Source organism: Marinomonas maritima, assembly GCF_024435075.2.
GTDB lineage: Bacteria > Pseudomonadota > Gammaproteobacteria > Pseudomonadales > Marinomonadaceae > Marinomonas > Marinomonas maritima.
In genome coordinates, this window is record NZ_JAMZEG020000001.1 from 450558 (window position 1) to 474989 (window position 24432).

Annotated in this window: 23 protein-coding genes; 11 read left to right on the forward strand and 12 right to left on the reverse strand. The window is 43.2% G+C overall.

Translation table 11 applies throughout. From position 1 onward, the window contains the following. Positions 1–153: 153 nt before the first annotated feature. On the reverse strand, positions 154–441 hold the full coding sequence (locus M3I01_RS02280; RefSeq protein ID WP_255893947.1) for a hypothetical protein: 288 nt from the start codon (positions 439–441) through the stop codon (positions 154–156). A 178-nt stretch (positions 442–619) separates the two neighbouring features. Between M3I01_RS02280 and M3I01_RS02285 the strand changes: the two genes are divergently transcribed. Continuing rightward, on the forward strand, positions 620–1012 hold the full coding sequence (locus M3I01_RS02285; RefSeq protein ID WP_255893948.1) for a type II toxin-antitoxin system RelE/ParE family toxin: 393 nt from the start codon (positions 620–622) through the stop codon (positions 1010–1012). Further along, positions 1009–1284, forward strand: a complete 276-nt coding sequence (locus M3I01_RS02290) for a helix-turn-helix domain-containing protein (RefSeq protein WP_255893950.1) — start codon at positions 1009–1011, stop codon at positions 1282–1284. The genes M3I01_RS02285 and M3I01_RS02290 overlap by 4 nt, the downstream gene beginning before the upstream one ends. Positions 1285–1690: 406 nt before the next feature. Here M3I01_RS02290 and modF read toward each other — a convergent pair whose 3' ends face one another. After that, positions 1691–3172 (reverse strand): molybdate ABC transporter ATP-binding protein ModF, encoded by a 1482-nt coding sequence (gene modF, locus M3I01_RS02295; RefSeq protein ID WP_255893951.1) that lies wholly within the window; start codon positions 3170–3172, stop codon positions 1691–1693. Between the two features lie 146 nt (positions 3173–3318). Next, positions 3319–4791, reverse strand: a complete 1473-nt coding sequence (gene ilvC / locus M3I01_RS02300; protein ID WP_255893952.1) for a ketol-acid reductoisomerase — start codon at positions 4789–4791, stop codon at positions 3319–3321. 205 nt (positions 4792–4996) lie between these two features. Between ilvC and ilvY the strand changes: the two genes are divergently transcribed. Beyond that, positions 4997–5884, forward strand: coding sequence for an HTH-type transcriptional activator IlvY (gene ilvY, locus M3I01_RS02305; protein WP_255893953.1), 888 nt, complete (start codon positions 4997–4999; stop codon positions 5882–5884). Positions 5885–6007: 123 nt separating this feature from the next. Here ilvY and M3I01_RS02310 read toward each other — a convergent pair whose 3' ends face one another. Both M3I01_RS02310 and M3I01_RS02315 read right to left on the reverse strand, forming a co-directional pair. After that, positions 6008–7069, reverse strand: coding sequence for a Fe(3+) ABC transporter substrate-binding protein (locus tag M3I01_RS02310; RefSeq protein ID WP_255893954.1), 1062 nt, complete (start codon positions 7067–7069; stop codon positions 6008–6010). A 338-nt stretch (positions 7070–7407) separates the two neighbouring features. After that, on the reverse strand, positions 7408–9021 hold the full coding sequence (locus M3I01_RS02315; protein WP_255893955.1) for a methyl-accepting chemotaxis protein: 1614 nt from the start codon (positions 9019–9021) through the stop codon (positions 7408–7410). Positions 9022–9227: 206 nt separating this feature from the next. On the opposite strand from M3I01_RS02315, the gene M3I01_RS02320 reads away from it, so the two are divergent. Beyond that, on the forward strand, positions 9228–10421 hold the full coding sequence (locus M3I01_RS02320; protein ID WP_255893956.1) for a sugar transporter: 1194 nt from the start codon (positions 9228–9230) through the stop codon (positions 10419–10421). Here the strand turns inward: M3I01_RS02320 and M3I01_RS02325 are convergent. The 3 genes from M3I01_RS02325 to M3I01_RS02335 all read right to left on the reverse strand — a co-directional run bounded on the left by M3I01_RS02325 (position 10418) and on the right by M3I01_RS02335 (position 15020). Further along, on the reverse strand, positions 10418–12094 hold the full coding sequence (locus M3I01_RS02325) for a GGDEF domain-containing protein (protein ID WP_255893957.1): 1677 nt from the start codon (positions 12092–12094) through the stop codon (positions 10418–10420). The two genes, M3I01_RS02320 and M3I01_RS02325, sit on opposite strands and share 4 nt — an antisense overlap. A 2-nt stretch (positions 12095–12096) precedes the next feature. Next, positions 12097–13620, reverse strand: coding sequence for a bifunctional metallophosphatase/5'-nucleotidase (locus M3I01_RS02330; RefSeq protein WP_255893958.1), 1524 nt, complete (start codon positions 13618–13620; stop codon positions 12097–12099). A gap of 263 nt (positions 13621–13883) precedes the next feature. Continuing rightward, a complete protein-coding gene (locus M3I01_RS02335; protein ID WP_275564896.1) occupies positions 13884–15020 on the reverse strand; it encodes a DNA alkylation repair protein in 1137 nt (378 codons plus the stop codon). Between M3I01_RS02335 and M3I01_RS02340 the strand changes: the two genes are divergently transcribed. Genes M3I01_RS02340 through M3I01_RS02350 form a run of 3 tightly spaced genes read left to right on the forward strand, consistent with a single transcriptional unit; the run spans position 15019 to position 17501 of the window. Further along, complete coding sequence (locus M3I01_RS02340; protein ID WP_255893961.1) at positions 15019–15210, forward strand: hypothetical protein; 192 nt, start codon at positions 15019–15021, stop codon at positions 15208–15210. The two genes, M3I01_RS02335 and M3I01_RS02340, sit on opposite strands and share 2 nt — an antisense overlap. A gap of 32 nt (positions 15211–15242) precedes the next feature. Then, entirely contained in the window at positions 15243–16241 is a 999-nt protein-coding gene (locus M3I01_RS02345) for an asparaginase (RefSeq protein WP_255893962.1), read from the forward strand. Positions 16242–16274: 33 nt separating this feature from the next. Continuing rightward, positions 16275–17501, forward strand: coding sequence for a winged helix-turn-helix domain-containing protein (locus M3I01_RS02350; protein ID WP_275564897.1), 1227 nt, complete (start codon positions 16275–16277; stop codon positions 17499–17501). Here M3I01_RS02350 and M3I01_RS02355 read toward each other — a convergent pair whose 3' ends face one another. Further along, positions 17502–17975, reverse strand: a complete 474-nt coding sequence (locus tag M3I01_RS02355) for an Lrp/AsnC family transcriptional regulator (protein WP_255893965.1) — start codon at positions 17973–17975, stop codon at positions 17502–17504. It lies immediately after the preceding gene. Between the two features lie 146 nt (positions 17976–18121). Here M3I01_RS02355 and M3I01_RS02360 point away from each other — a divergent pair, with 146 nt between their 5' ends. After that, positions 18122–19099, forward strand: a complete 978-nt coding sequence (locus M3I01_RS02360) for a hypothetical protein (RefSeq protein ID WP_255893966.1) — start codon at positions 18122–18124, stop codon at positions 19097–19099. On the opposite strand, the gene M3I01_RS02365 is transcribed toward M3I01_RS02360, so the two are convergent. After that, complete coding sequence (locus M3I01_RS02365) at positions 19089–20012, reverse strand: LysR substrate-binding domain-containing protein (RefSeq protein ID WP_255893967.1); 924 nt, start codon at positions 20010–20012, stop codon at positions 19089–19091. The genes M3I01_RS02360 and M3I01_RS02365 overlap by 11 nt on opposite strands. Before the next feature lie 115 nt (positions 20013–20127). On the opposite strand from M3I01_RS02365, the gene M3I01_RS02370 reads away from it, so the two are divergent. Further along, a complete protein-coding gene (locus M3I01_RS02370) occupies positions 20128–20787 on the forward strand; it encodes an FMN-dependent NADH-azoreductase (protein ID WP_255893968.1) in 660 nt (219 codons plus the stop codon). A 101-nt stretch (positions 20788–20888) separates the two neighbouring features. Here the strand turns inward: M3I01_RS02370 and M3I01_RS02375 are convergent, their stop codons facing one another. After that, positions 20889–22037: an alpha-hydroxy acid oxidase gene (locus M3I01_RS02375; RefSeq protein WP_255893970.1), complete on the reverse strand. Its 1149-nt coding sequence runs from the start codon at positions 22035–22037 to the stop codon at positions 20889–20891. 129 nt (positions 22038–22166) lie between these two features. Here M3I01_RS02375 and M3I01_RS02380 point away from each other — a divergent pair, with 129 nt between their 5' ends. Continuing rightward, positions 22167–23066 (forward strand): LysR family transcriptional regulator, encoded by a 900-nt coding sequence (locus M3I01_RS02380; RefSeq protein WP_255893971.1) that lies wholly within the window; start codon positions 22167–22169, stop codon positions 23064–23066. Positions 23067–23154: 88 nt separating this feature from the next. After that, entirely contained in the window at positions 23155–23397 is a 243-nt protein-coding gene (locus M3I01_RS02385; RefSeq protein ID WP_255893972.1) for a hypothetical protein, read from the forward strand. Positions 23398–23450: 53 nt separating this feature from the next. Here the strand turns inward: M3I01_RS02385 and M3I01_RS02390 are convergent, their stop codons facing one another. Then, positions 23451–24431 carry a 2-hydroxyacid dehydrogenase gene (locus tag M3I01_RS02390; RefSeq protein ID WP_255893973.1) on the reverse strand — a complete coding sequence of 327 codons (981 nt, stop codon included), beginning with the start codon at positions 24429–24431 and terminating at the stop codon, positions 23451–23453. Between the last annotated feature and the right edge of the window lies 1 nt (position 24432).

Sequence of the window (24432 nt, forward strand, 5' to 3'; positions counted from 1 at the left end):
AAAAGTTTTTTCAAATACTCAGTGGTGAAATTACTGTCTGAACCTGTACGACGTGTGATGAAATAAATGCTATCGCCACGCTCTTGGTACAGGGCAATCAACTCTTTAGCAATGTTCTTAGGTATACTGAATGCATCCCAGCCACAGTTCGTCTTATCCTAAAAGTCTTGATTCTCTAAATAAGAATAACCATTGGGTGAGAACTCTTGTTGGCCCACGATAAAAAACTGGCGTGCTAAACAAGGTCGTACCATCGATATCAAAACCAACCACAAAAGGGGCTTTGTCTTGCCGCTCTTTCTTGATATCTGCCATAGAAATCATCTTCACATCAGACGGCATACCAGCAGTAGTCATATCAATAGTGGAATAGCCTTTATGAGTGCCAGGTGTTTTTGGATCTGCGTTAGCAGATCTAAATTTAGATGATAAGTGCGACACAAGCCACTACAAACGCTATCGAGCGTAGCGTATGGTTCGTAGTGTTCCCTATAGGTTTCATTGTTGATGGTTTGCTTATCTTATCGCTAAAAAATACGACTTTTTATCCTCTTTTTTTGGTTTGATTGAAGGGTAGGCAGCGGTAGCGTATTTATTTTTCATAAAAGCTGCGGTTCCATTGAATATTGACAAAGTTCACGTGTATGTTAACCTTGCCATCATGAGGAAAATTAATTTTTATCGCACGGATGACGATAAGTGCCCAATTGAAGAGTTTTTAGATTCTTTGAATAGCAAGCAGGTTCAGAAGGTTGCTTGGGTGCTTCAATTGGTTGAAGAGTTGGAAGTTGTTCCTACTACCTATCTTAAAAAGCTCGTGAGTACCGATGATATTTGGGAAATACGCGTTCAGGTAGGTGGGAATATTTTCAGACTGTTTGGGTTCTTTGATCATGATAATTTGGTAATTCTTAATCACGGCTTTCAAAAGAAGACACAGAAAACACCACCAAAAGAGATCAAGATTGCGGAAAGTCGTAAAAAAAATTATTTACAGAGGAAACCCTTATGAGTGACCTTCAAAAATACATAGCGAAAAGAAAAGAGAGCGACGCCGAATTTGCGGATAATTATGATGAGGGTTATCAGGTCTTTAAGTTCGGAGTGTTACTGAAAGAAGCGCGTATTAATGCAGGTCTGACTCAGCTTGATCTTGCGGATAAATTACGCACCCAAAAGAGCGCGATATCACGAATTGAAAATCACTCTGAAGACGTGAAATTGTCGACGTTAGAGAAGTTCGCTTCGGCATTAGGAAAGAAGTTAGAAATCCGCTTAGTTTAAATATTGCTAAAAACACAAAAGCCAACTCAATGAGATGGCTTTTGTGTTTTTAGAAGGCGTAAATCCTAGCTGTTCTTTTTAAGCCCCAAGTAACTTTTATCTCTTTGATCTGGCTTAGCTTTGATAATTACATCAATCCCTGGAAGAATGAAAGGCTCAATGCCTTTGATCATGTTAGTGCTTAATAAATTAAGGTTTGCCAGATCAATCACTAATGGCGTTATCTTGTGATCCGTTAGGTATTTTTTATCTGCACTCTCTGAATTTATTTTTTCTTTTTTAATATATCAACTTTTGAAAAAAAGTGTGACGCTTCATATGAGGTAGGCGTGCCTTTACTTTTCTAAAAAAGCGAAAATGAAGCGTCACACGGCTTTTTTGCGAAGGCAGCGAACCAACCAAAAGCCTAGTTCTTCTTCAACCCCAAGTAGTTCTCTATTCCTTTGATTTTGTCTTCCGCGTGATGGTTGACGTAGAGAACCGTTGTTTTTTTGCCTTCACAGATTTTTTCGATCAAGGCCAAAACGAGCTGGCGGTTTATGTCGTCTAGGCCAAGGCAGGGTTCATCAAGAATTAAGAGTGGTGGGTGCTTCACCATGGCGCGGGCGATGAGCAATAGACGCTGGTCGCCGTAGGAGAGTTTATTAAAGGATTGGTCTGCGCGATCTGTCATACCCAAAAGAGCAAGCCATTGATCGGCGATTTTCTTCTGGTTATCGGTCGATTTTGAATACATGCCGATGCTGTCGTAAAAGCCGGAAATAATGACATTTTTACAGCTGGTGCTGACGCGATATTCCCATTGCAGTGCTGTAGAAACGTAACCAATGAATTGCTTAATTTGCCAAATGCTTTCGCCGTTACCGCGTTGAAATCCGAACACAAAAATATCGTTAGTATAACACTGCGGATGGTCGCCAGTGATTAAGGACAAGACGCAGGTTTTGCCGCTGCCGTTGGGGCCGCTAAGTTGCCAATGTTGACCGCGCTCAATAGTCCAATCCAATTTATTGACAATGATTGTATCGCCGTATTGGATGGTCGCTTGCTTTAGTCTTACCAAAGGCTGATTTGGTTCTAGCTCAGGGAGCTTATTGATTGGATCAGCGGCTGGGATATTTAGATCGGTATTTTTCAAATGTAATAGTTGATATAGCTCGTTAAAGGCGGTTTTATCTTGACGATCTATCGTCAGTGCCAAATGACCTTTCCCTACACTCTTTTTATCTGAACTCTTTTTTTCGATACTGACTTTGTCCATGTAGGCAACATGCGTGATGAAAGAGGGCATTTCATCGAAACGGTTGAGTACCATGATCATAGGAACCGTGTCGGCGATGCTGATAAGGTGTTCTTGCAGCATAGCGAGCGTATCGACGTCTAAACCATCAAAAGGTTCATCGAGGATGAGCAAGTCCGGCTTGCTGGACAGCGCGCGTATCAACATGACTTTTCGGCTTTCGCCGGTAGAGAGTTTACGAAATGCGCGGTCGAGTAATCTACTTAAGCCAAACTTTACCACCAGTGCTTGAGCAAGTTCTGGATCTTGGCAGCGGTCGAAAATCATGTCATTAACAGGTGTGCCGAGGGAAATGACATCCATGATGTCGGCGTCATCCTTTTTCAGTTCTTTGGCGATCAGCTCCGCTTGGGCTTCAAAAGAGACTAATCCCACATTTTTTGGTAACCCTGAAATCGAACCGTTTTCAATGCCGCCAACCCCTGCAAGCACCGCTGCTAGGGCCGATTTGCCAGAACCGTTGGTGCCAGTAATCACCCAATGTTGGTTGGGTTCAATGGTCCAGTTAATCTCGCTTAGCGTAAAGCGATCATCAAAGTTCACCGTTACCTTGTTGAAGAGAATATTGTCTAAGCGGATGCTGTCCATAGTATTTCCTAATGTTGTGTTTAGAACAGGAAGAGACAAAAAAGCCGAGTTTTGAAGCTCGGCTTTTTAGGGGTAAATTACGATGTTATGAGCGATGCCAAGACGAGTCTATTTTTAACAAAGTATTGGCGAGCGCAATAATCGTATTAAACGATTTTTTTCATATCCGCCATGTGTCCACGAAGAACACCGCCAATCGCTTCTACTGGATGAGAGCGTAGTGCTGCGTTTACTTCGATCAAGCGAGCGTTATCAACGCCGTTGTCTTCTAAAGAAAGGCCTTTACCGATTACGTCGGTTTTGATGCCTTTCATGAAGTCAGCTAATAATGGAACACAAGCGTGGTTGTATAGGTAACAACCGTATTCAGCCGTATCAGAGATTGTCGCGTTCATTTCGTACAACTTCTTACGAGCAATTGTGTTCGCAATAAGTGGTGTTTCGTGTAGTGACTCGTAATAAGCAGAATCAGCCACGATGCCAGCGGCGGTCATGGTTTCGAAAGCAAGCTCAACGCCGGCTTTAACCATAGCAACCATCAAAATACCGTTATCAAAGAATTCTTGTTCAGAGATTACAACATCACCAGCAGGTGTTTTTTCAAAGTTTGTTTCTGCTGTGTCTGCACGCCATTTAAGAAGATTTACGTCGTCGTTCGCCCAGTCTTCCATCATAGTTTGAGAGAAATGACCGCTGATGATGTCATCTTGGTGTTTGTTGTACAAAGGACGCATGATCAATTTAAGTTCTTCAGAAAGATCGAATGCTTTGATTTTAGCTGGGTTAGAAAGACGATCTAGCATGTTGGTCACGCCGCCGTATTTCAATGCTTCTGTTACTGTTTCCCAACCGAATTGGATTAAACGAGACGCGTAACCTGCATCGATGCCTTCTTCAACCATTTTGTCGAAACAAAGGATAGAGCCAGTTTGCAACATACCACAAAGGATAGTTTGCTCGCCCATAAGGTCAGATTTTACTTCTGCGATGAAAGAAGACATTAGAACGCCTGCTTTATGACCGCCAGTACCAACCGCGTACGCTTTTGCTAGTGCAAGGCCTTCACCTTTAGGGTCGTTGTCTTCATGAACAGCGATAAGCGTTGGAACACCAAAACCACGAACGTATTCAGCACGAACTTCAGAACCTGGGCACTTAGGCGCGACCATGATAACGGTTAAGTCTTCGCGAATTTTCATGCCTTCTTCTACGATATTGAAACCGTGAGAGTAAGATAGGCAAGCACCTTTCTTCATAAGCGGCATGATTTCAGTCACAACCGGTGTGTGCTGCTTATCAGGCGTTAGGTTCAATACAACGTCAGCCGTTGGGATAAGTTCTTGGTAAGTACCAACAACGAAACCATTTTCAGTCGCGTTTTTCCAAGATTGGCGTTTTTCAGCAATCGCAGCAGCACGCAAAGTGTAAGAAACGTCTAGACCAGAATCACGTAGGTTCAAGCCTTGGTTAAGACCTTGAGCACCACAACCGATAACAACAATCTTTTTGCCTTTAAGCGCTTCTACGCCATCGGAAAATTCAGAGCTGTCCATGAAACGACATTTCGCTAGTTGAGCAAGTTGCTCACGTAGCGGCAAAGTATTGAAGTAATTAGCCATGATAAACACATCCTAGATTTTTATGATTAATGTCTCGACGATTAAAACACGTCGATATTTAAAAAGGGTGACAGCTGATCAAACACTATAAAGCGGTGGATCAAGTGTGAGTGAAGCTACTCTATAGAAAAGCCAGTCTTTCGTAAATTGATATATTTGCAATATAACGTCCCATTTTATGCAAATATCCATTATGATGATGAGTATGAATATAAGAATCCTCAAACAATTTCTCGCTTTGGCTGATGCGTTACATTTTGGACGTGCCAGTGACGAGTGTCACATTAGTATTTCTGCCTTATCACGCAACATTCGTCATTTAGAAGACGAACTGGGTGTTGCGTTATTTAACCGTGACAATCGTACAGTGGTGCTAACGCAAGAAGGGCAAAAATTTCTTAAGTACGCGCGCGATACCAGCCGACAATGGAATTTGATCCGTCATGAATTGACCGATAACACTGACCAGCTTAGCGGCGAGATTAGCTTGTATGGCTCGGTGACGGCCAGCTACAGTTTTTTGTATGAGCTGTTGCGGCGTTTTCGTATTGCGTATCCAGGGATTGAGATTAAGCTGCGCACCGGCGATCCAGAACACGCCATTGCGCACATTCTCGATGGAAAAGAAGACATTACCATTGCCGCTCGGCCAACCAATTTACCGCGTGGTGTGGTGTTTAAACCGATCGCTATTTCCCCTTTGTTGTTTATCGCGCCATTGGAGCAACAAGTTCCTAATGTGCCGAATCGTGTTCCTTTGGCACCGCAAGAGTGGGCGGCTATTCCGATGATTTTGTCTGAAAGCGGTGTGTCGAGAACCCGTGTTGACGAATGGTTCCGTCAGCACGATATCACGCCGAAGATCTATGCTCAGGTGACGGGTAATGAAGCCATTGTGAGCATGGTGAGTTTAGGTTTTGGTATCGGCGTAGTGCCAAAAATCGTGCTTGATAACAGTCCGTTGAAGGATAGGGTACAAGTGTTGGATGTTAAGCCAGAACTTGAACCTTATGATATTGGTTTGTTTGCGCTGAAAAAAGGTTTAAAAAACCCGATGGTTGAGGCTTTTTGGAGTTTGATGGAAGAAGCCTAATGTCGATTTCCCAGACCAAGTTTGAATTCACTCTAGCTTCACCTATAAAAATGCCTTTCAATGGAACTCACTGAAAGGCATTTTTTGTATTTAAGCAGTGCTATTCGTTTTTAACGAAAAGGGTTATTTCCAGCCGCCTTGATCCATGAGTTTGACCGCTTGACGATTGTTTTCGCCTAGTACGCTCAAAGAGACGGTATCGGCTTTGAATTCGCCAAACGTTGCTAGACTTTTTGGTGGCGCTATGCCTTCTATCACAGCGTATTCATTGTTCACGTTTGCGTACCATTCTTGACTTTTTTTATTCGTTAAGAACTCGATGAGTTGCTGTGCATTTTCTTTGTTTTTCGACGATGCAGTGATACCGATTCCACTCACATTGACATGCGCACCGCGCTTGTCAGCGGCTTGGTTTGGCCAGAACATAGCCAGTTTGTCAAAAACAGCACGATCCTCTGCTTTATCGCTTAAGCCTAAGCGACCAAAGTAATACGTGTTGGCAACGGCGATGTTACACACGCCAGCGGCTGCCGCTCTAATTTGATCTGTATCACCGCCTGCTGGTGGACGAGCAAAGTTAGCAACAAGACCCTTAATCCATTCCAGCGTCGCTGCTTCGCCATTCGCATCGATCATAGACGCGACAAGGGATTGATTGTAGATATTGCTTGAAGAGCGAATGCAGATTTGGCCTTTCCATTTAGGGTCAGCCAAGTCTTCGTAAGTGGATAAGTTGGCCGCTGAAACTTTTTCAGGGTTGTAAAAGATCACTCGAGCACGCTGAGAAAGACCATACCAGTAGCCATCACGATCATGAAGATATTCAGGAACGACGTTACTTAGATGTTTTGTTTCAAAAGGTTGAAGCACACCGGCTTCTTTTGCTCGATATAAGCGACCGGCATCGACAGTAATAAATACATCGGCTGGGCTAGCACTGCCTTCAGACTTTAGGCGACTCAATAACTCATCTGCTTTACCAGTAATAAGGTTTACTTTTACTTGATTTTCTTTTGAATATGCATCTAGAAGAGGAGCAATAAGTGCCTCACTGCGAGCGGAATAGACGTTTACTTCACCACTGGCGTGCACAGACAAACTGCTCACGGTTAAAAGTGATGCAGCTAATATTGAAGCGCTTTTATTGAAAGAATGAAGTGGCATTTTTAATGTTGAACGTTTCATTAGGATTACCTATTTACAGTGGAAAAATTCGTAGTGTTAATAAATTATATCTCTTGTAGACAAATAGTAATAGAAATCGTTCCCGTTATTATTGTTTTTTAGTATTCGATTTTATCAATTTTTTAATATAGTGGTGTAACTGAGCGCAGTGAAACAAAAAATGATAGCCAGAAGGCGCGTTGAATTATGTGAAAAAAGTGCAGGTGTTTGAATAAACTATGTGTATTTTGAGGCCACTATTGTAATGAATAAAGGCAAAGTGGGTGGTAGTAAAAGCGTCGATCTATTTTCGGGAAGGGAGGGTGCTTTCAATACCGGCGGGAACTAATGCAGTAATATTAGAGTTTAAAGAAGTTTAATTGCTGCTGCACATCAACACTGCTTTGAACCATATCTAGCCCTGAGCGTTTTGCTATGTCTGCGCTTTGTTTTGTCAAACGCTGTACCACGTGCATTTTTTGTGTGATGTCATCGGATACTTTTGTTTGTTCTTCTGCCGAACGTGCAATTTGTTGTGTTTGCTCTGATATTCGCTCAATACCTAGTAAAATAGTGCTGGTGAGTTCGTTGGTTTGCTTTACTTGGTCTTTTGACGATTCTACTAACGCTAAGCTGACTTCCATACGATTGACGGCTTGGCCGCTCGCCGTACTTAATTGTGCCAAAAGGGTTTCAATCTCATTAACGCTGTCTTGAGAGCGTTGTGCTAACGTTCTAACCTCATCAGCAACAACCGCGAATCCACGGCCTTGCTCACCTGCGCGAGCCGCTTCTATAGCGGCATTAAGAGCCAGTAGGTTTGTTTGTTCGGCAATGCTTCGAATAACGTCCAATATGGTTTCGATGTTTGTTGTTTCTTGGCGCAGTTGAGTCACAACGGTTCCTGTATCCTTCAACGAAGAAACTAGCTGATTTATCGCTTCTAAAGTGTCGTTTGCTGTGACTAAGCTATTTTGGGCGACAACTCTAATGTCACTGGCCGCTGCAGCCGATTGTTGTGTGTTATCAGCAATGGTGCGGTTATTGGCTGACATTTGATCTAACGCGATAACCACTTGAGTGGTGTTGTCCATAATGTGGACAGAATGCTCACCCACGTCTTTATTTACTTTGAGTACTTCTTGGCTGTTTTCATTTACCTTGTCTACCGAGCTGAGAACACTAGAGATAACAGAGCGTAGGTTTTTAGCTGATGCATTGATCGCATTACCAAGCTCAGCAATTTCATCGTTTCCTGACACTTTTACTGGTTTATTAAGATAGCCTTGCGCCATATTCTGTGCCGCGTTACGAACAACCAAAATACCACGGACTATGTTGTTGGAAATTAGGTAGCCAAGTGTGATGGAAATGATAAGCGAGACTAAAATAGAAATCCAAAAGCCGATTTCAATCTCTGATACAACGCCTTCTGTTTGCTGTTTTGCTTCTATTACTTCTGTGTTTGTTTTGTCAGTGAGCGTTGCAAAGTACTTCATCAAGTCCTCGTAAGAGCCTATAAAAGCGGAAAACACTGGGAAAGGCGCTTTATGATCTGCTGAGTTTTCCATGGCGCTGACAAAGGTTTTTGTTTTGTTTTGGAAATCATTGAGTAGTGTTTGAAGCTTCTTGGATACATCTGGCTTGTTGGAAAGACCTTTATTTAGCTCAGAAAGAAGTGAAGGGGTTGTGCTGTAATTTTTTGAAATGGTTTCTAAATAACTAGGAATCTGTTTGTCTAGTGAAAGTAGATAGGCAATCTGCAAGCCTCGCACATTGAGAACGATGCTAACCTGTGCTTCTTTAACACGCTCTAAATTGAGCGAGACATTGTGGTTCTCTTCATAGAATCGATCGAAGCGATGTGCTAATTCTGTACTTTTGGTTTTTATTAAACTTAAGGCCACTAAAAATATAATGATGATGGATAAAATGAGGATAATGAATTTTGTTTTAACAGACAAATTGCTCATGTCGATCTCTGTTCCTTCAGCGGTGGTTAATTATGTATAGCATGACATGGGAACTATTCCAGATATTTTTGGAATTTGTTAAACATAGTATTTAAGGTAACTGTCCATAAATATCCATATTTCCCTATTCCGTTGTTGTTGAAAAAATGGACAATAGTCAGCTTCTTTTTTTACGCATATTTCAATAGATCATTCCACAGGTCATCATGATATCAACTTTTTCTTCTGAGAATACGGTCTCACGTCGTGTTCAATATTTGCGTGTTTTTGTTCTGGGCTTTAGTGCCTTTATTTTTAATACCACGGAGTTTGTTCCGGTTGGTTTGTTATCAGACATCGCGCAGAGTTTTTCGGTATCGTCGGCTCAAGTGGGTTGGATGTTGACGGTTTATGCTTGGATTGTGGCTTTGATGTCGCTACCTATGATGCTGCTGACGCGTAAGCTAGAGCGTAAAACTCTGTTGATATGGCTATTTTCGTTGTTTATTGTCAGCCATATTTTGTCGGTGGTGGCGTGGAATTTTACGATTTTATTAATCAGCCGGATTGGTATCGCGCTTGCGCACGCGTTGTTTTGGTCTATTACCGCGTCGATTGCGATTCGTGTTGCCCCGCAGGGTAAGCATACGTTTGCTTTGAGTGTATTGGCGACGGGAACGGGACTTGCAATGGTATTGGGTGTGCCAGCAGGGCGTATTATTGGTCAGTTGTTTGGCTGGCGTACTACGTTTGCTTTTATTGCCATTGTCGCTTTAATCATCATGTTGGCTTTATACCGTTTGTTGCCGAGCTTACCCAGTTTGTTTTCAGGCTCGTTGAGCAAAGTGCCCGAAGTACTGCGCAATCGCGTCTTGCTTGGTATGTATTTGTTTATCTTCATTATTTTCTGCGCCCATTATACGGCTTACAGCTATATTGAACCGTTTTTAAGCGAGGTAGGCTTTGCGAGTGGCGGTTTTACCACGCTGATTTTGCTGCTGTTTGGTGCGGCGGGGATTGTCGGCAGTATTATGTTTAGCTACTTTGGTGAGAAAGCGAACAGCGTGATGATGATTTCAAGCGTCGTAGCAATGTCTTGTTGCATGGCGACCTTGTATTTTGTGGCTGAAAATGCGTCTTTGTTGATGGTCAGCATTTTGTTCTGGGGCGCATCGATCATGATTATTGGGTTAAGTATGCAGATCCGAGTATTGAATGTGGACCCGATGGCCTCCGATATTATTATGTCTTTGTATTCTGGCATTATTAACCTTGGTATTGGAGCGGGTGCGCTGATTGGTGGTCAAATTATCCATTATGCCGGTTTGGCGAACGTTGGCTTTACGGGGGCTTTGCTTGGCATGTGTGCGCTTGCGGTGGTGGTGTCTTTATTACGACGAATAAGAGGCGTCGGTGTTTAGTTATCTTGCACCTCTTCTATATCATCGATATGCGTTGCTCGGTTTCGACCTTGGTTTTTCGAGTAATAAAGCGCAATGTCGGCTTTTTTCATCAGGGTGTCTATGTCGGAGACCTCTCCTTTGATTCTGGTGGCAACGCCTAGGCTTATTGTGATTCTATCTGAGATCTTGCTCATGCTGTGCTTTATGTTCGCTAAATTTATGGCTTGCATAATATGTTGTGCAACAAGATTGGCTTCTTTCGCCGTTTTGTTTGGAAGTATGGCGACGAACTCTTCGCCGCCGCAACGGGCAATCATGTTCGTACTGCTTTGAATTGTATGACTTAGCATCATCGCAATTTTTTGTAAGGCTTCATCCCCACTAGCATGGCCATACGTGTCGTTGTATTGCTTGAAAAAATCGACGTCTATTAACACAACCGACAGGTCGGTTTGGATAACCCTGTCGCTAGACAGTTCGTAGGCCAAGCGTTGGTCAAAAGCGCGTCTGTTCGCTATGTTGGTTAGACTGTCTGTCAACGACAGTGTTTTGAGGCGTTGATTTTGCGTATTAATGGTGTCTGAGAATTGATCAAAAGCATGAAACAGTTCATCAATCTCATCCTTACTGGAATGAGAGGTAACCGGCTCAGCTGTCATATTATGTATTCTTCGAGTCAATATTCTAAGACGCTTTATGGCGTGGGTATAAAGTGCCAGAATGGTACATATCATTGCCGCCAATAATATAAAACCACCAACAAACCATGCCTCTTGGGTATACACACCATTTGAAAGCGTTAAAATTTTATCTTTCAGGTACTGGTTTTTATTCAGTGAGAACTGATTTGTAATGTTGCTGTAATCGCTGATTAAGTTTCGAATGAAATGCTCTCTACCACGGGCTCGGCCAATCATTTTTAGATGATTTTCTTGTAACGCAAGAAGCCCCTGCTCACGTATTAAAAGATTGATTATCGCGGTATTTAATGGAAGTAGTTGTGCTTTTAATGCGGGTGATGTTTCTTCCGAGATAGAGTCTAAATGGCTCAATTCTAATTCAATCGTGTGTTGTATATCTCGTAGTTCATTGAGTTTGACCGTACTTCCTACTTCGTAGACGAGCATCATCAATTCTAAAAAAGTCATGTTCCATTTGGTTTTTTGCATTTCATCTAGAGGCGTTTGCCCTATGTGCTCTTTGTACATACTATCCGTTTTGTATTTTAGCTCCGCCAGCTCTTTTCGTTTTTTTGTGATTTGCTCTGCGACGTCGAGCTTAGTATCAATAAGACGGTTGAGGTTGTTCATTTCCTCTTGAATGGTTTTTAGAAGATGAAACTCATTTTGACTGTAGCTGGCTTTGTTGGCTTGCTCTTGGGTTTCATTGAGCTTTTTGTTGACCTCAAACTCCGCAATCCTGCGCTCTACGGGCGTATTGGATGATGTTAATAGCTCTAGGGCCGACAAAAGTTCACTGGACTTAATCGCGCTTTGATTGGCGTTGGTCATCGCAGGGATAGTATTGAAGGTTAAGTCATTTAGTATGGACTGGGTTTGCTCCAATTTTGTTTGTAATAGGGTACCAATACCAATAAAAAGCACGATGACCATCAACAATAAAATAGCCAATTTTTTGATTAAGCTGAGTTGTTTATAGCCTGTTTTTTTTATGGGTGACGGTTTATTCATATTTAATCTTTTGTTGAAATATCGAGTATTCGTCCATCTGTTTTTGGAGCGATCATTTTTAGTTCCTGAATCTTTTCTGCTATTAAGTCAGGTAACGTGAAATTGGGGTTCTGTTGATGGTTAAGCACGTTACTGTTTATAAACATTGTATACCCATCTCCGCCATTAAGTAGGTAATCTAGGGTAGCAACTTTGTAAGTCTTTGTTGGGCTGAGTAGTTTATTGTTTAAGGTAACTAAGAGTAAGCGTTCTCCCGCTGGACGTGTTGCATCGTATTTGATTTTAATGCCAGAAATTTGAAGGTATTGTCCGCTTGTTGAGTCTATTCCGCTTAAGCCATGTTCTAACGCTGCCGTTATTTGTTGTCCTGTTGCTTCTATTAATTTGAGTGTGTTTCGATAGGGCATCATGGTTCTGATGTCTTTTCTGGTCAGTATGGTGCCTGCTGGAAAAATGGCATCGCCGCGGAGGGTTCCACTGTTTATTAAGCTGAGATCAGCGCTGGTAAACTGTTTTAGGGTGTCCGCCACAAAGTCTGCAAAGCCATTTTCGGCGGTGCGTAGCGTTTCTCTGCGTAAATCAATCGGCGTGGTAGTCTCCCCCAATACGTCTGCAAGAAGAGTATTGAGTTGGCGAGCGTATTCCTGTTCTTGCTTAAAAACAGAAAGCTTAGGTGAGACAGCGGTTAAGTCGATTTCTGAGTATTTGATTTTTAAGCTTTTTTTGAGATTGGCTGGTTGCCAGCTGAGTTGTATGACGGCCGTATGCGCTTTGTCTTTTACAATGATGTTGCGTGGGTGATGGGGTAGTCCTTGATAAGGGCCAAGTTTAAAGTTTTGATCTTTATGGAGTGTAAGATCCACTGTGCCTTTTTGTAATAGCCGGTCAAAAACAGCGGTATAAACAGAATAATGTAAGACAATCAGATCGGCCCCTTGAGCTTTTAATTCAATGACGGCTTTGATGATGGCTTTCTCTGGTGAAGTCACTTCGATTCGATCGGTTGGGTACTTATTGACAACATCAGGGTCTAGAACCGAAATAAAGCCCAACGTTATAGCATCTGTTTTTAAGATAGCGTGCGTTTGTATTCCTTCAGGAGGTCGATAAGTCAGTGGGTCGTATAGGTTGCTTGAAACAATAGGGAACGATGCCTCATAAGTGCGTAAAATGAGTTCATCTTCTTGATGGCTTAATTCACGTTTTGAAATGCCCATTACGTTTGGTTGAAGGCTGTTCAATATATCAATGATATGCGCACCCCTGTCTATTGTTGAAAGGATGCTTGGTCCTAAGCTTTCTCCTCCAAAAATAAACAAAGTATCGGGGTCTTTTTTTCTGTACAGATCGATGACGCTTGCTAATTGAGCGTAGTTGCCGCTTTTTGAGTCGTTTACTATGGGCATTTCAGCATCAAAAATAATGGTAGCGCTTTGCTCTGCAAAGACCATGCTGTTCATTGCTAAACCGAGTATCAGGAGTAGCTTTAATGGTATTTGTTGTAAGAACAGAGGTTTGATCATCATGAAGACTGTCCATATTGTGTGGCTTGTTAATAGGATATTGTAGCTGTCTTTCCATGAAATCGAGTCAACTTTGCACATCGTTGACGTATTTCACTCTGAGTTAAAACGAAAGGATTTCATATAAACAAAAATTATAGTAGGGACTGGCAGCCTCTGGTTGCAAAAGCGGGCACACATTATTTTGCGAGGTTGAAGCAGTGGGGCGTCGTTGTTGATGACGAGCTGATTCTTTCATTATCGTCCGTTAGGCTATATTTTTTGTCTTACATTAGAGGAGGATTTCCTGATAATTGAAAGCTTTTCTTGGCGATAGAGTGACCATTAATACTAATTTCTACCTCATGCAATCCGTCGTAATAGACTCTTGTTGTGATGATTTTGAACGGGTGTTTTTTTGCCATCGTGAGACGATTGTGAGCTGCTAACGTGATTTTCTTCCATTTAAATACCTTGGGTGAGGTCGTGCCGTTTTTCTTTTGATGATGAATAATGTAGTCAATCATCAAGGTTTGCTCATGATCGCCCGCAGATTCTATTTCGAGGGTAAACTCTAGGTTTCCATTCAAAATAACCTGCTCAGAATGTATTGTCAGTGCGTTGTTTTCTAGTTGTGGCTTACCATAACCAAACGTGGTTAAAACCTTATTATTGCCTTGTTTAAGCAGAGTTCGACAAGCATGACGAATGAGCTTCGTGCGATTTTTATCGGCGCCTTTCATCCATCGTTCAGCAATATCGGCTACAAGGTCAGGGTGATCTTTAGCGATGTCATTGAGATTGTTGGCGACAGAGCGACGTACGTATTCTTCTGGGTCGTCTTTTAGTTTTTCGAGCAGTGCAATGACGGGTGAAGGATCTTTAATAAACGCTGGCAATTGCATCGCCCAAGGCAAGCGAGGGCGAGTGCCTTCAGATATCAAGCGTCGCACATGTTTATTATCATCTAAAAGCCAACTATTGAGTGCCGCGAGTGTTTTTTCTGGTGCGGATAATAAAAAAAATCGAATGCTAAATTCAGACGTAAATCGGCTGGTCATGGCTTTTAGTAAAACCATTGAAAAGTCATGATGCTCAAGACCATGACGTCCCACGTAATCGCCCATTGGCATAATCGACCAGCCTGAAATACCACTACCGCTTGCTTCTGAGTTTGAATCGTCGGTTTCTGGGGCCAAGCTGGCGAGTAAAATTTGCCCTGCTTTTTCAAAGTCAGTCGGTAAATATTGGCTCATGACCTCGGTGATTTGTTGCGATCGAGCTTTTAGTTCCAACGTCTCAAGCTGATCAATCGCGGCGGCGACAAAACCTGCTTTATCAAATTCCCTCGAATGACGTTGAAAGTGCTCAGCCATGTCGTTAATAACGTGCTGGTTAAAAAGGTTCTTAAATGGTTCTGGCATGTCTTTCGTTTCCTACGAAGTAAAGAGAGGCAACAATATAACGGGTAATACTGTCAGTTACTGTCAGTATAAAAAAGAGCGTCGTACTATGTCGCCTTTTCTTGAAAAAGTGAGCCAAGGTCATTTCATACCGTGTGGTTTTTTCTTGTTCTTGTATCGTTTTATCAGTAAGTTCAACCTAGTTTTTTAAGAAAGTCTTTTTTTAGGTAAAGGAGTAATAGAATGCAGCACGATTCTCTTTCCGTCCAAATAAGCCGCGGCGGTATTGTTGAAAGTGAGCATCATATTAAAGCCGTTATTGTCTCAAGTACGGGCGATGTGGTGGAATCTTGGGGCGATGTCGATGCGTTGGTTTACCCGCGCAGTGCAATAAAAGCCATGCAAGCACTCGCTTTTATTGAGATGGGCGGAGCCGAGAAATTTGCTTTTAGCGACGAGGAAATTGCCATCTGCTGCGCCTCCCATAATGGCGAGCCAGAGCATGTGGCAACAGTGCAAAGCATGTTGGATAAGCTGGCATCGCCTGAAACCGACTTTGAATGCGGTTGCCACTGGCCAATGCGAGTCGAGGCAGGCTATGTGCTAGCAGGTGAAGGAAAAACGCCCAATCAATTGCATAATAATTGCTCTGGCAAACACGCGGGTATGCTGGGGTTAGCAAAATTACTCGATGTTGCACCGCATGGTTACATCGGCATTGATCATCCCGTACAGAAAAAAATAGCCGATACGATGGCGCAGATGTGCGAATACGATTACACCACTGCGCCTTGGTCGCCAGATGGTTGCTCCGCACCAACGTGGGCAATGCCACTGACGAATCTTGCCTTAGCCTTTGCCAAATTTTCGAGCCCTGAGGGCTTATCAGCAGAACGACAGCAAGCCTGTAAAACCTTATATGACGCCGTGGTGAAACACCCTTTTATGGTGGCGGGAACAGAACGTTACTGCACAGGCATGATGAGAGTATTACAGCAACGCGTTTTTCTCAAAGTGGGCGCCGAAGGCGTTTATGTTGCTGCGATTCCTGAGCTAAAACTTGGTATTGCGTTAAAGTGCGAAGATGGCGCGGTTCGTGCCGCCGAGTCGGTGATGACAGCGTTATTGGACCATGTTGGCATTACGTCTTTTGTGCCTGAGGACATCATGCAGAGATATCGTTCTGTTACCTTGAAGAACTGGGAAAAGCGCACAACTGGCGCGATTGTTTGCCAAATCTGATTTGTTAAATGTTTAACAAGGCTCCGTTAAACCATGATTAAACTCACGTCTTCTAAAGATTTGTCTCGCCTTCGACGTCTGGCTTTGTCGTCGCAAGGTTTGTTGCAAGCTCAGCCGTTTGGTAGCGGCTTGGCCGGTGCGCGTAAGGCGTTTGATCATTTAGGTTATGTGCAGATCGATACGATTTCGGTGGTGGAACGGGCGCATCACCATGTGCTTCATTCTAGAGTGCCTAAGTTTGATCCTTCGATGATGAATAAGCTGTTAATTGAGGGCGATATTTTCGAATATTGGTCTCACGCGGCAGCGTTTCTTCCTATTGATGATTTTCGTTTTTCTCTTCCTTATAAGCACGCGATTAAAAGTGGTCAAACTCATTGGAATAAAAGTCCTGATAGAAAACTGATGGCGGAACTGTTGGGTCGTGTTCGTACGGAAGGGCCGTTGCGTTCCCGAGACGTCGAAACCAAAGTCAGTAATCGCGCAGGCTGGTGGGACTGGAAACCAGCGAAGAAAGCGCTGGAACAGTTGTTCATGGAAGGTGATCTAATGGTAAAGGATCGCGTTGGTTTTCAAAAAAACTACGATTTAACCGAGCGAGTTTTACCCTCTTCCACCAACGTAACTATGCCGAGTATGGAAGAATTTGTGACGCACATGGTCGATCAACAACTTCGTTGTCATGGGGTGGTATCACTGAAGGGGTTAACCTACTTACGTCGTGATACAGCGCTGCGTAATGCCGTAAAGTCTTTGGTTAACGAGCGTTTAGCGCAAGGCACGTTAGAGCAAATTCAGCTTAGTAGCGGAGAAGTGTATTTTATAGAAACCGGTGCGCTTGAGCGTCGCTTGCCAAATTTGAGCAACCGCCTGCAGATTTTGTCACCATTCGATAACAGCGTTATTCAACGTGATCGGCTCAAACATCTATTTCAATATGATTACCAGATCGAATGTTATGTGCCAGAAACCAAGAGGAAGTATGGCTACTTTTCTTTACCGCTGCTTTTTCGGGGAGAATTTATTGGACGAATGGATTGTAAAGCGCATCGCAAAATTCGTTTGCTAGAAATAAAATTTCTGCACTTAGAATCAAGCTTCGAACAAAAAAGCGTCGATAATGATCAGCTCATTGGTGCTTTTATTGACGCCATTGATTCGTTTCGTCAATTTCAGCAATGTGATTCGGTGTCATTAACGACGCTTTCCTCAACAGCGTTGGCTGTGCCTCTGCGAACCGCGTTGAAATTGCTAGATTAGTTAGCGGATCTCGTCGCTCAAGTTAATCTGTGTGGTGGTTTTTACGGTTCGAAGCGAAACCGAGGTTTGAAACTTTCGAATGTTCGTGTCTGTGTGGATAACTTGATCAACAAATCGTTCGTAAGCTTGAATGTCTGGCACGATGACGATCATCATAAAGTCGTAACTACCGGTTATTTGGTAGCAGTGTCTTACTTCTGGGGCGTTGCTTATGGCTCGTTTAAAATCGTCGTATATCTCTTTGCGATCACGCTCCATTTCTACTGATACCAATAAGGTCAGCTTATTGCCGGTCAACTCTGGGTTCACAAGGGAAACATCCCCGACAATAATGCTGTCATCTCTGAGCCGCTTTACTCTCTTGTGGCAAGCCGGAGGTGACAAGCCGACTTCTTCAGCCAACTCAACATTCGCGATACGGTTATTACGCTGTAAAATAGTTAAGATTTTTCGGTCTAAATTGTCTATTTCCATACATTTCTCAATATTGGTATTTTTCGATATAAAGTTTCTTATGATATTTAAAATAAGAAATAATAGTATCTTTTTTGAGTTAAATTAAGCGACATATTTCCATCGATGTGCATAAAATTTGTTGCATTATTTTGGAGAACAAGACGATGAGCAAACGAATAGGCCTTTTGGTTAGGTTGTTATTTAACGGATTAGGAAAAGAAATTCTGAACGTCACATGGACGCTTTATAAAATCATGATTCCGATGGTTATTATCATCAAAGTCATCGAAGAATTCGGCGGCATCGTGTTACTAAGCCAATGGTTGAGCCCTATTATGTCGTTGGTGGGTTTGCCCAGTGAAATGGGCTTAGTATGGGCGACCACAATCGTGACCAATATGTACGCTGGGCTGGTGGTGTTTATGAGCATGGACACGGATTTAACCGTGGCCCAAGTGTCGGTTCTGGGGATTTTATTATTACTCGCGCATTCGCTGCCTTTAGAAGCCGCGGTAGCCAAAAAGGCAGGTGTTGGGATCATGGCGACCTTGATTATTCGTCTTGGCGGCAGTTTATTAATGGGTTGGATTTTTCATAAAATCTATCAAAGCGGGGATTTGTTAAATACGCCGGCCGACATCGTTTGGCGACATGCACCGACCAGTGACCCAAGCTATCTCGCATGGGGAATGGATCAGCTCCAAAGTTTGGTGATGATCTTTGTTGTCATTGCTGTGCTGATTACTTTTTTGCGTCTTTTAAAGCTGCTAGGTATCGAAAAACTCATGGGGATTTTGCTTAAGCCCATTTTGTCGGTGCTTGGTATCAGCCGAGAAGCCACGAACTTAACCATCGTTGGCATCACGCTAGGTGTTTCTTTTGGTGGCGGCTTGCTTATTAATGAAGCAAAACGAGGCCACATTACCCCAAGGGATATTTTTGTCGCCATGATGTTGCTCAACCTACTGCACAGTTTGATTGAGGACACTTTACTGGTTCTGTTAATTGGCGCGAACTTCACCACAATATTTTGGGGGCGGATTGTATTTTCCGTCGTGGTCATTGGTATTTTAGTCTTTACTATCAACCGAGTAGATGAAAAAACATGCCGTAAGTACCTTTATAAAAAGATCAGTACTTAAGGTTAATAATGGACTGTTCTTTTGTTAACGCCGCTTGCAGCCAGTCTTTAAAGTGGTGTGCGGCTTGATTAGTTTGCAGCCGCTTTGGGGTGGCGAGGTAGTAATGTAGACCACAGATGGGTGTCGCCATTTCTCCGGCTCCCTGTGTTAACCAGCCATTTTTGACTGAGTTGGCGACGGCCAATTGGCTAACGACGCCAATGCCTTGCCCAGAAAGCGCGGCCTGTGCCGTTAGGTTCTCATCATTAAAATAGCGAATGCTGGGTATTTCATTTGTCACCACGTTTTTAATGGTTTCCTCTATGTTTAGGCTCGGCAAATTTGGGTTCTGCCATCGAGTGCAGAAAAAGACACTGTTTGATGGCTTTTCGCTGTGTTTCTTCCAATAGTTTGGTGTCGCAAAGAAGCCAATGGATTCTTTAATTAAAGGTTGGTAAATCAGTGAGTTTATTTCAAGTTGTTTGGGCGGTTCGCCATACCGAATCACCATATCAACGCGTCTATCATGCTCAATGTCTATGAGTGATTCTTCTGCTCTAATTTGAATGTCGATATCAGGAAATTGCTGCTGAAAACTAGCAAGATTTGGCACTAGCCACATGGCAGCAAATGAGTTTGTCGTACTGATGGTTAAGGTCCGAGGAGAACCCTTAAGTTTGTTCACCGTCGTGAGTAAATCTTGTAAAGATTGATTGGCCGCAGTAGCGAGCAATGCTCCTTCTTTGGTTAATGTGACCGTTCGTATTTTTCGCTCAAATAACCTTATCTTTAGCGTATCTTCAAGTGCTCTGATTTGATGTGAAACAGCGGTGGGCGTCACATTCAACTCATTGGCGGCGTCTTTGAAACTGTTTAATCGAGCAGCAGACTCAAAGGCTTTAATAGCATTTAAAGAGGGAAGTTGTTGAAACATAAAAAACGCCATATAGATGAGAATATATACTTTATAAGCAAAATAAGATCCGTTGTCATCAAAACTATTTCTGAACACACTATGCCGACTAACTATTCATAATAGAGGCGTAAAAATGAAAAAAATCCTACATATTGATTCCAGTGTTCGTAGAACTGATAACTCAACCGCAAGTTATAATTCTATATCTAAAGAATTTGGCCGTTATTTTATAGCATCATGGATGAATAAAAATCATCAAGATACAGTGACTTATCGAGACCTTGGTCTTAACCCCCCTGAGTTTATTTCCCAAGAATGGATTGCGGCGGCGTTTACGCCAGAACGACAAAGAGGGAAAGAGCAGACATTAATATTGGCTCAGTCTGACCTTTATTTTGAAGAAGTGGCTCAAGCGGATGTGATTGTGATTACTGCCCCGATGTATAACTACGGTATGCCAGCAGTATTGAAGGCATGGTTTGATCAAATGATGCGAGTGGGTAAAACCTTCACGTTTGATCTTGCGCGAGGGGACTTTCCTATTGAACCCGTGTTGTCAGGGAAAACCTTAGTGCTACTGACGTCATCCGGTGAGTTTGGCTTTGGTGCTGGTGGTGTGCGTGAGCATATGAATCATTTAAGCCCACATATTAAGGAACTAACTAAGTATTTAGGCGTTGATCAATTTTATGAAATTGGCTCGGAGTACCAAGAGTTTGCGGATGATCGCCATGCAGCGTCAGTTGAAAAAGCAAAACGAAACATCGAGAGTTTGGTCAAGCAAATAGGTTAAATTTCTACTATTAGAACCAGGCCGCATAATATTATTTAGTGGTCTTAAAAGAAAAAACAATCCCTTCCCTTGAAGATAAGAGGGAAGGGAATTTAGAGGTTCTAAGACCGAAACCGTAGGTTTTCTCTATTGAGCTGATCAATCGATGTTTTGCCCATGAGTTTCATGTCGCGTTCGAGTTCGGCTTTCATCAAGCCTAATGCGCGTTCTACGCCAGGTTGTCCGGCGGCGGCGAGTGGGTAAAGGTACATGCGGCCGATGCCGACGGCTTTGGCGCCGAGGGATAACGCTTTTAATACGTGCGTGCCACGCTGTACTCCGCTATCAAAAATCACGTCTATTTCATCGCCCACTTCGTCGACGATTTCCGCGAGTTGGTCAAACGAGCTGCGCGAGCCATCAAGTTGACGTCCGCCATGGTTGGAAATAATCACGCCAGTGCAGCCAATTTCCACCGCTTTGCGGGCGTCTTCTCGGCTCATAATGCCTTTTAAGCAAAACTGACCGTCCCAAAATTTAACCATTTCCGCTACATCATCCCAGTTCATTGATGGGTCAAGCATGTTGGTAAAGTAGTCGCCAATAGAGGTAGCGCCTTTCCCCATGTCTACGTGCTCATCCAACTGCGGCAGGCTAAAAGGCTCGTGGGTGACATAGTTAATGCCCCACATAGGCTTGAGGACAAATTGCAGCATGCCTTTTAAGTTCAATTTAAAAGGAATAGAAAAACCAGTGCGCAAGTCTCTTTCCCTGTTGCCGCCGGTGATCGAATCGACGGTTAGCATCATCACTTGTACGCCGGCATCTTTGGCGCGTTGCATCATGGTACGGTTCAGCTTTCGGTCTTTATGAAAATAGAATTGATACGCCTGAGGTGTGGAGGTTTGCTTGGCAATTTCTTCCATGCTGACAGTGCCTAGCGACGATACACCAAACATAGTGCCGTATTTTTCGGCGGCATTGGCAACGGCTCTTTCTCCGTCATGATGGAATAAACGTTGTAAAGCGGTGGGCGAACAATAGACGGGAAGATCGAGTTTTTGTCCCATCACGGTGACCGATAGGTCGACGTCTTTTACGCCTGTAAGAACGCTAGGAACCAAGTCGCAGGTTTCGAACGCGGCGGTGTTGCGGCGGTAGGTCGATTCATCGTCAGAGCCGCCATCAATATAATTAAAGATCGGACTGGGTAAACGCTTTTTAGCCAGAATACGAAAATCGTGGAAGTTATGGCAGTCTTTAAGACGCATGGACCTTGCTCCTTTTTAGTCGAGTCTATTTGTTATTCTTAATCATAGTCCTTGATTGATTTATAATAAATACGACATAAAATAATAAACTCTTTCTAAAAACGACCTAATAAAATAGGAGCAAGTTCTTTGAACGCTGCAGATTTAACGCTTTTTGTGAATGTCGCCGACGCAGGTTCGTTCAATAAAGCCGCGCAATACGCGGGTTTGTCGACGCCTGCACTGAGCAAGCGCATTAGTAAGCTAGAGCAGGGTCTTGGTGTACAACTGATTCATCGCACGACAAGGCGTTTAAGTCTGACGGAAGCGGGTGAAAGTCTTTACGTTCATGCTAAAAATATAGAAGGCCAAGTGAGTGATGCCGTCGCTTCGGTGTCGGCGTTTAGCCAAGGCTTGAGTGGCAGTATTAAAATTTCAGTTCCAACGATTTCGGGAGAATTGCTTTTGGCGGAAGCCATTGCCGAGTTTTGTCAAAAATACCCTAATATCACGATAGACATGCGCCTCGAAAATGACTTTGTGGATTTGGTGGCAGAAGGGCTCGACCTTGCGATTCGCACTGGCAAGCTTGAAGATTCGAGCTTGATTGCCAAGCCTCTGATTCAATCGAATTGGGTGGTTTGCTGTTCACCGAGCTATCTTGAAAAGCATGGTGACGTCTCAAGCCTAGACGCATTGAAAAGCCATAACTGTTTGGCTTATACCTACCAAGCACAAGGGTCTTTTGATTGGCGCTTTACAAAAAATGGCATTGAAGAAAGTGTTCGTATCAGTGGCAGTTTTGCGACCAATAACGCCCAAGCTTTACGCAAAGCCGCCTTGGCGGGTTTTGGTATTGTCTATGTTCCGCGTTGCTGTGTGTATGAAGACTTGCTGCAAGGCAAGCTGGTGGTTATTTTGCCCGATTATCAACCGAGACGACTTGGGGTTTACGCTATTTACCCTTTTACTAAATATTTACCCGAAAAGTTAAGACTACTGATAGAACACATTAAGCAGGCTTACCAAGATAAAAAAGCGTATTTTTAATAAAACCGTTTGAAAAGGGTGCTTTTCATTTGGTTCTCTTGTCATTATTCTTGTTGTCTATTTAATTGCTTTTACGATGGAAATGCTTATGTCGGGTCAAGGTTCTGGTGGCAATGTACTTGCCGCAATTTGCAGTGTTTTTGTTCCTGGGTTGGGTCAGTTGGTTCAAGGTCGTATTTTTATGGCGTTGTTCTTTTTTGTAACAACGGCCGTTTCTTATGCATTAGGGGCAACCGTGATTTTGTTCTTCATGTGGTTGGTTGGCGGTATATTGCACCTTTGGGCAATCATTGATGCTGCGCGTTTTTCTAGACTACCCACGATTTTATAATGCGATAATCCGCTAAGTGAGTAAGAAAGGAAAAAAGAACAGGTAGCCAAAGACTATCTGTTGAGTTGTTCTTTATTTGCACAGTTTTGAGAAATGTCACCATTGAGTGCATTGATCAGGTTATCTACGGCGCACGTGATCATTTTAAGCCGCGTTTCTGTGGTTGCAGAACCAATATGCGGAAATAAGACCGCGTTATCTAGTTTGCAAAGTGGTGAGCTGGCCGGTAGTGGTTCGACTTCAAATACGTCTAGCCCTGCGGCACGAATGGTGCCATTGCTTAAGGCTTCGACAAGAGCGGCTTCATCGATTACTTTGCCACGGGAACCATTGATGAAAATAGCACTTTTCTTCATCATGGCGAATTCTTTCGCACCGATGAGACGTTCAGTCTGAGATGTTAATGGCGTCATTACACAGACAAAATCGGATGTTTTAAGTAGTTCTTCCATGTCCATAAAAGTGGCGTTTAAGTCTTGTTCAGCGTCCGGTTTACGATGTCGATTGCTGTACTGAATTTTCATATCAAAACCAAAATGCCCGCGCTTTGCGATGGCGTATCCGATTCTGCCCATGCCAATAATGCCTAAGGTTTTACCGTGTACGTCTGTCCCGTAAAGAGATTCGCCTATGTTACTTGTCCAGCGGCCTTCTCGTACCATATTGGATAACTCAATGGCTCGACGAGCGGTACACATAATAAGAGTGAATAGGGTGTCGGCGGTAGTTTCATTCAGTACGCCTGGCGTGTGCATTAAGGGGATGCCACGCTGGCTCAGGTATGTTAAGTCAAACTTATCCGTACCGACAGAAATGGTGGAAGCGGCCTGTAGTCGAGGCGCCAGATCTAGTAACGTAGGTGGCATGCTCGTGCTATTGGATCCGATAAGGCCTTCAGTTTCAGAGAGTGCGATCACAAATGCGTCTTTGTTGGATTCATTCATTCCATCAAAAAAAGTGACGTCAAACTGATCGTCGAGTCGTTGGCGTTCTTGTGCTGGAATGTCTCGGTATAAAATGACTTTTTTCTTCACC

Coding starts and splice junctions, on each gene's coding strand:
- M3I01_RS02350 (WP_275564897.1), top strand. CDS start 16,275: ATGATTAAACTCACGTCTTCTAAAGATTTGTCTCGCCTTCGACGTCTG.
- M3I01_RS02325 (WP_255893957.1), bottom strand. CDS start 12,094: ATGAATAAACCGTCACCCATAAAAAAAACAGGCTATAAACAACTCAGC.
- M3I01_RS02360 (WP_255893966.1), top strand. CDS start 18,122: ATGAGCAAACGAATAGGCCTTTTGGTTAGGTTGTTATTTAACGGATTA.
- M3I01_RS02365 (WP_255893967.1), bottom strand. CDS start 20,012: ATGTTTCAACAACTTCCCTCTTTAAATGCTATTAAAGCCTTTGAGTCT.
- M3I01_RS02340 (WP_255893961.1), top strand. CDS start 15,019: ATGTCTTTCGTTTCCTACGAAGTAAAGAGAGGCAACAATATAACGGGT.
- M3I01_RS02315 (WP_255893955.1), bottom strand. CDS start 9,021: ATGAGCAATTTGTCTGTTAAAACAAAATTCATTATCCTCATTTTATCC.
- M3I01_RS02385 (WP_255893972.1), top strand. CDS start 23,155: ATGTCGGGTCAAGGTTCTGGTGGCAATGTACTTGCCGCAATTTGCAGT.
- M3I01_RS02370 (WP_255893968.1), top strand. CDS start 20,128: ATGAAAAAAATCCTACATATTGATTCCAGTGTTCGTAGAACTGATAAC.
- M3I01_RS02320 (WP_255893956.1), top strand. CDS start 9,228: ATGATATCAACTTTTTCTTCTGAGAATACGGTCTCACGTCGTGTTCAA.
- M3I01_RS02345 (WP_255893962.1), top strand. CDS start 15,243: ATGCAGCACGATTCTCTTTCCGTCCAAATAAGCCGCGGCGGTATTGTT.
- M3I01_RS02330 (WP_255893958.1), bottom strand. CDS start 13,620: ATGATGATCAAACCTCTGTTCTTACAACAAATACCATTAAAGCTACTC.
- ilvC (WP_255893952.1), bottom strand. CDS start 4,791: ATGGCTAATTACTTCAATACTTTGCCGCTACGTGAGCAACTTGCTCAA.
- M3I01_RS02375 (WP_255893970.1), bottom strand. CDS start 22,037: ATGCGTCTTAAAGACTGCCATAACTTCCACGATTTTCGTATTCTGGCT.
- ilvY (WP_255893953.1), top strand. CDS start 4,997: ATGAATATAAGAATCCTCAAACAATTTCTCGCTTTGGCTGATGCGTTA.
- M3I01_RS02310 (WP_255893954.1), bottom strand. CDS start 7,069: ATGAAACGTTCAACATTAAAAATGCCACTTCATTCTTTCAATAAAAGC.
- M3I01_RS02355 (WP_255893965.1), bottom strand. CDS start 17,975: ATGGAAATAGACAATTTAGACCGAAAAATCTTAACTATTTTACAGCGT.
- M3I01_RS02335 (WP_275564896.1), bottom strand. CDS start 15,020: ATGCCAGAACCATTTAAGAACCTTTTTAACCAGCACGTTATTAACGAC.
- M3I01_RS02290 (WP_255893950.1), top strand. CDS start 1,009: ATGAGTGACCTTCAAAAATACATAGCGAAAAGAAAAGAGAGCGACGCC.
- modF (WP_255893951.1), bottom strand. CDS start 3,172: ATGGACAGCATCCGCTTAGACAATATTCTCTTCAACAAGGTAACGGTG.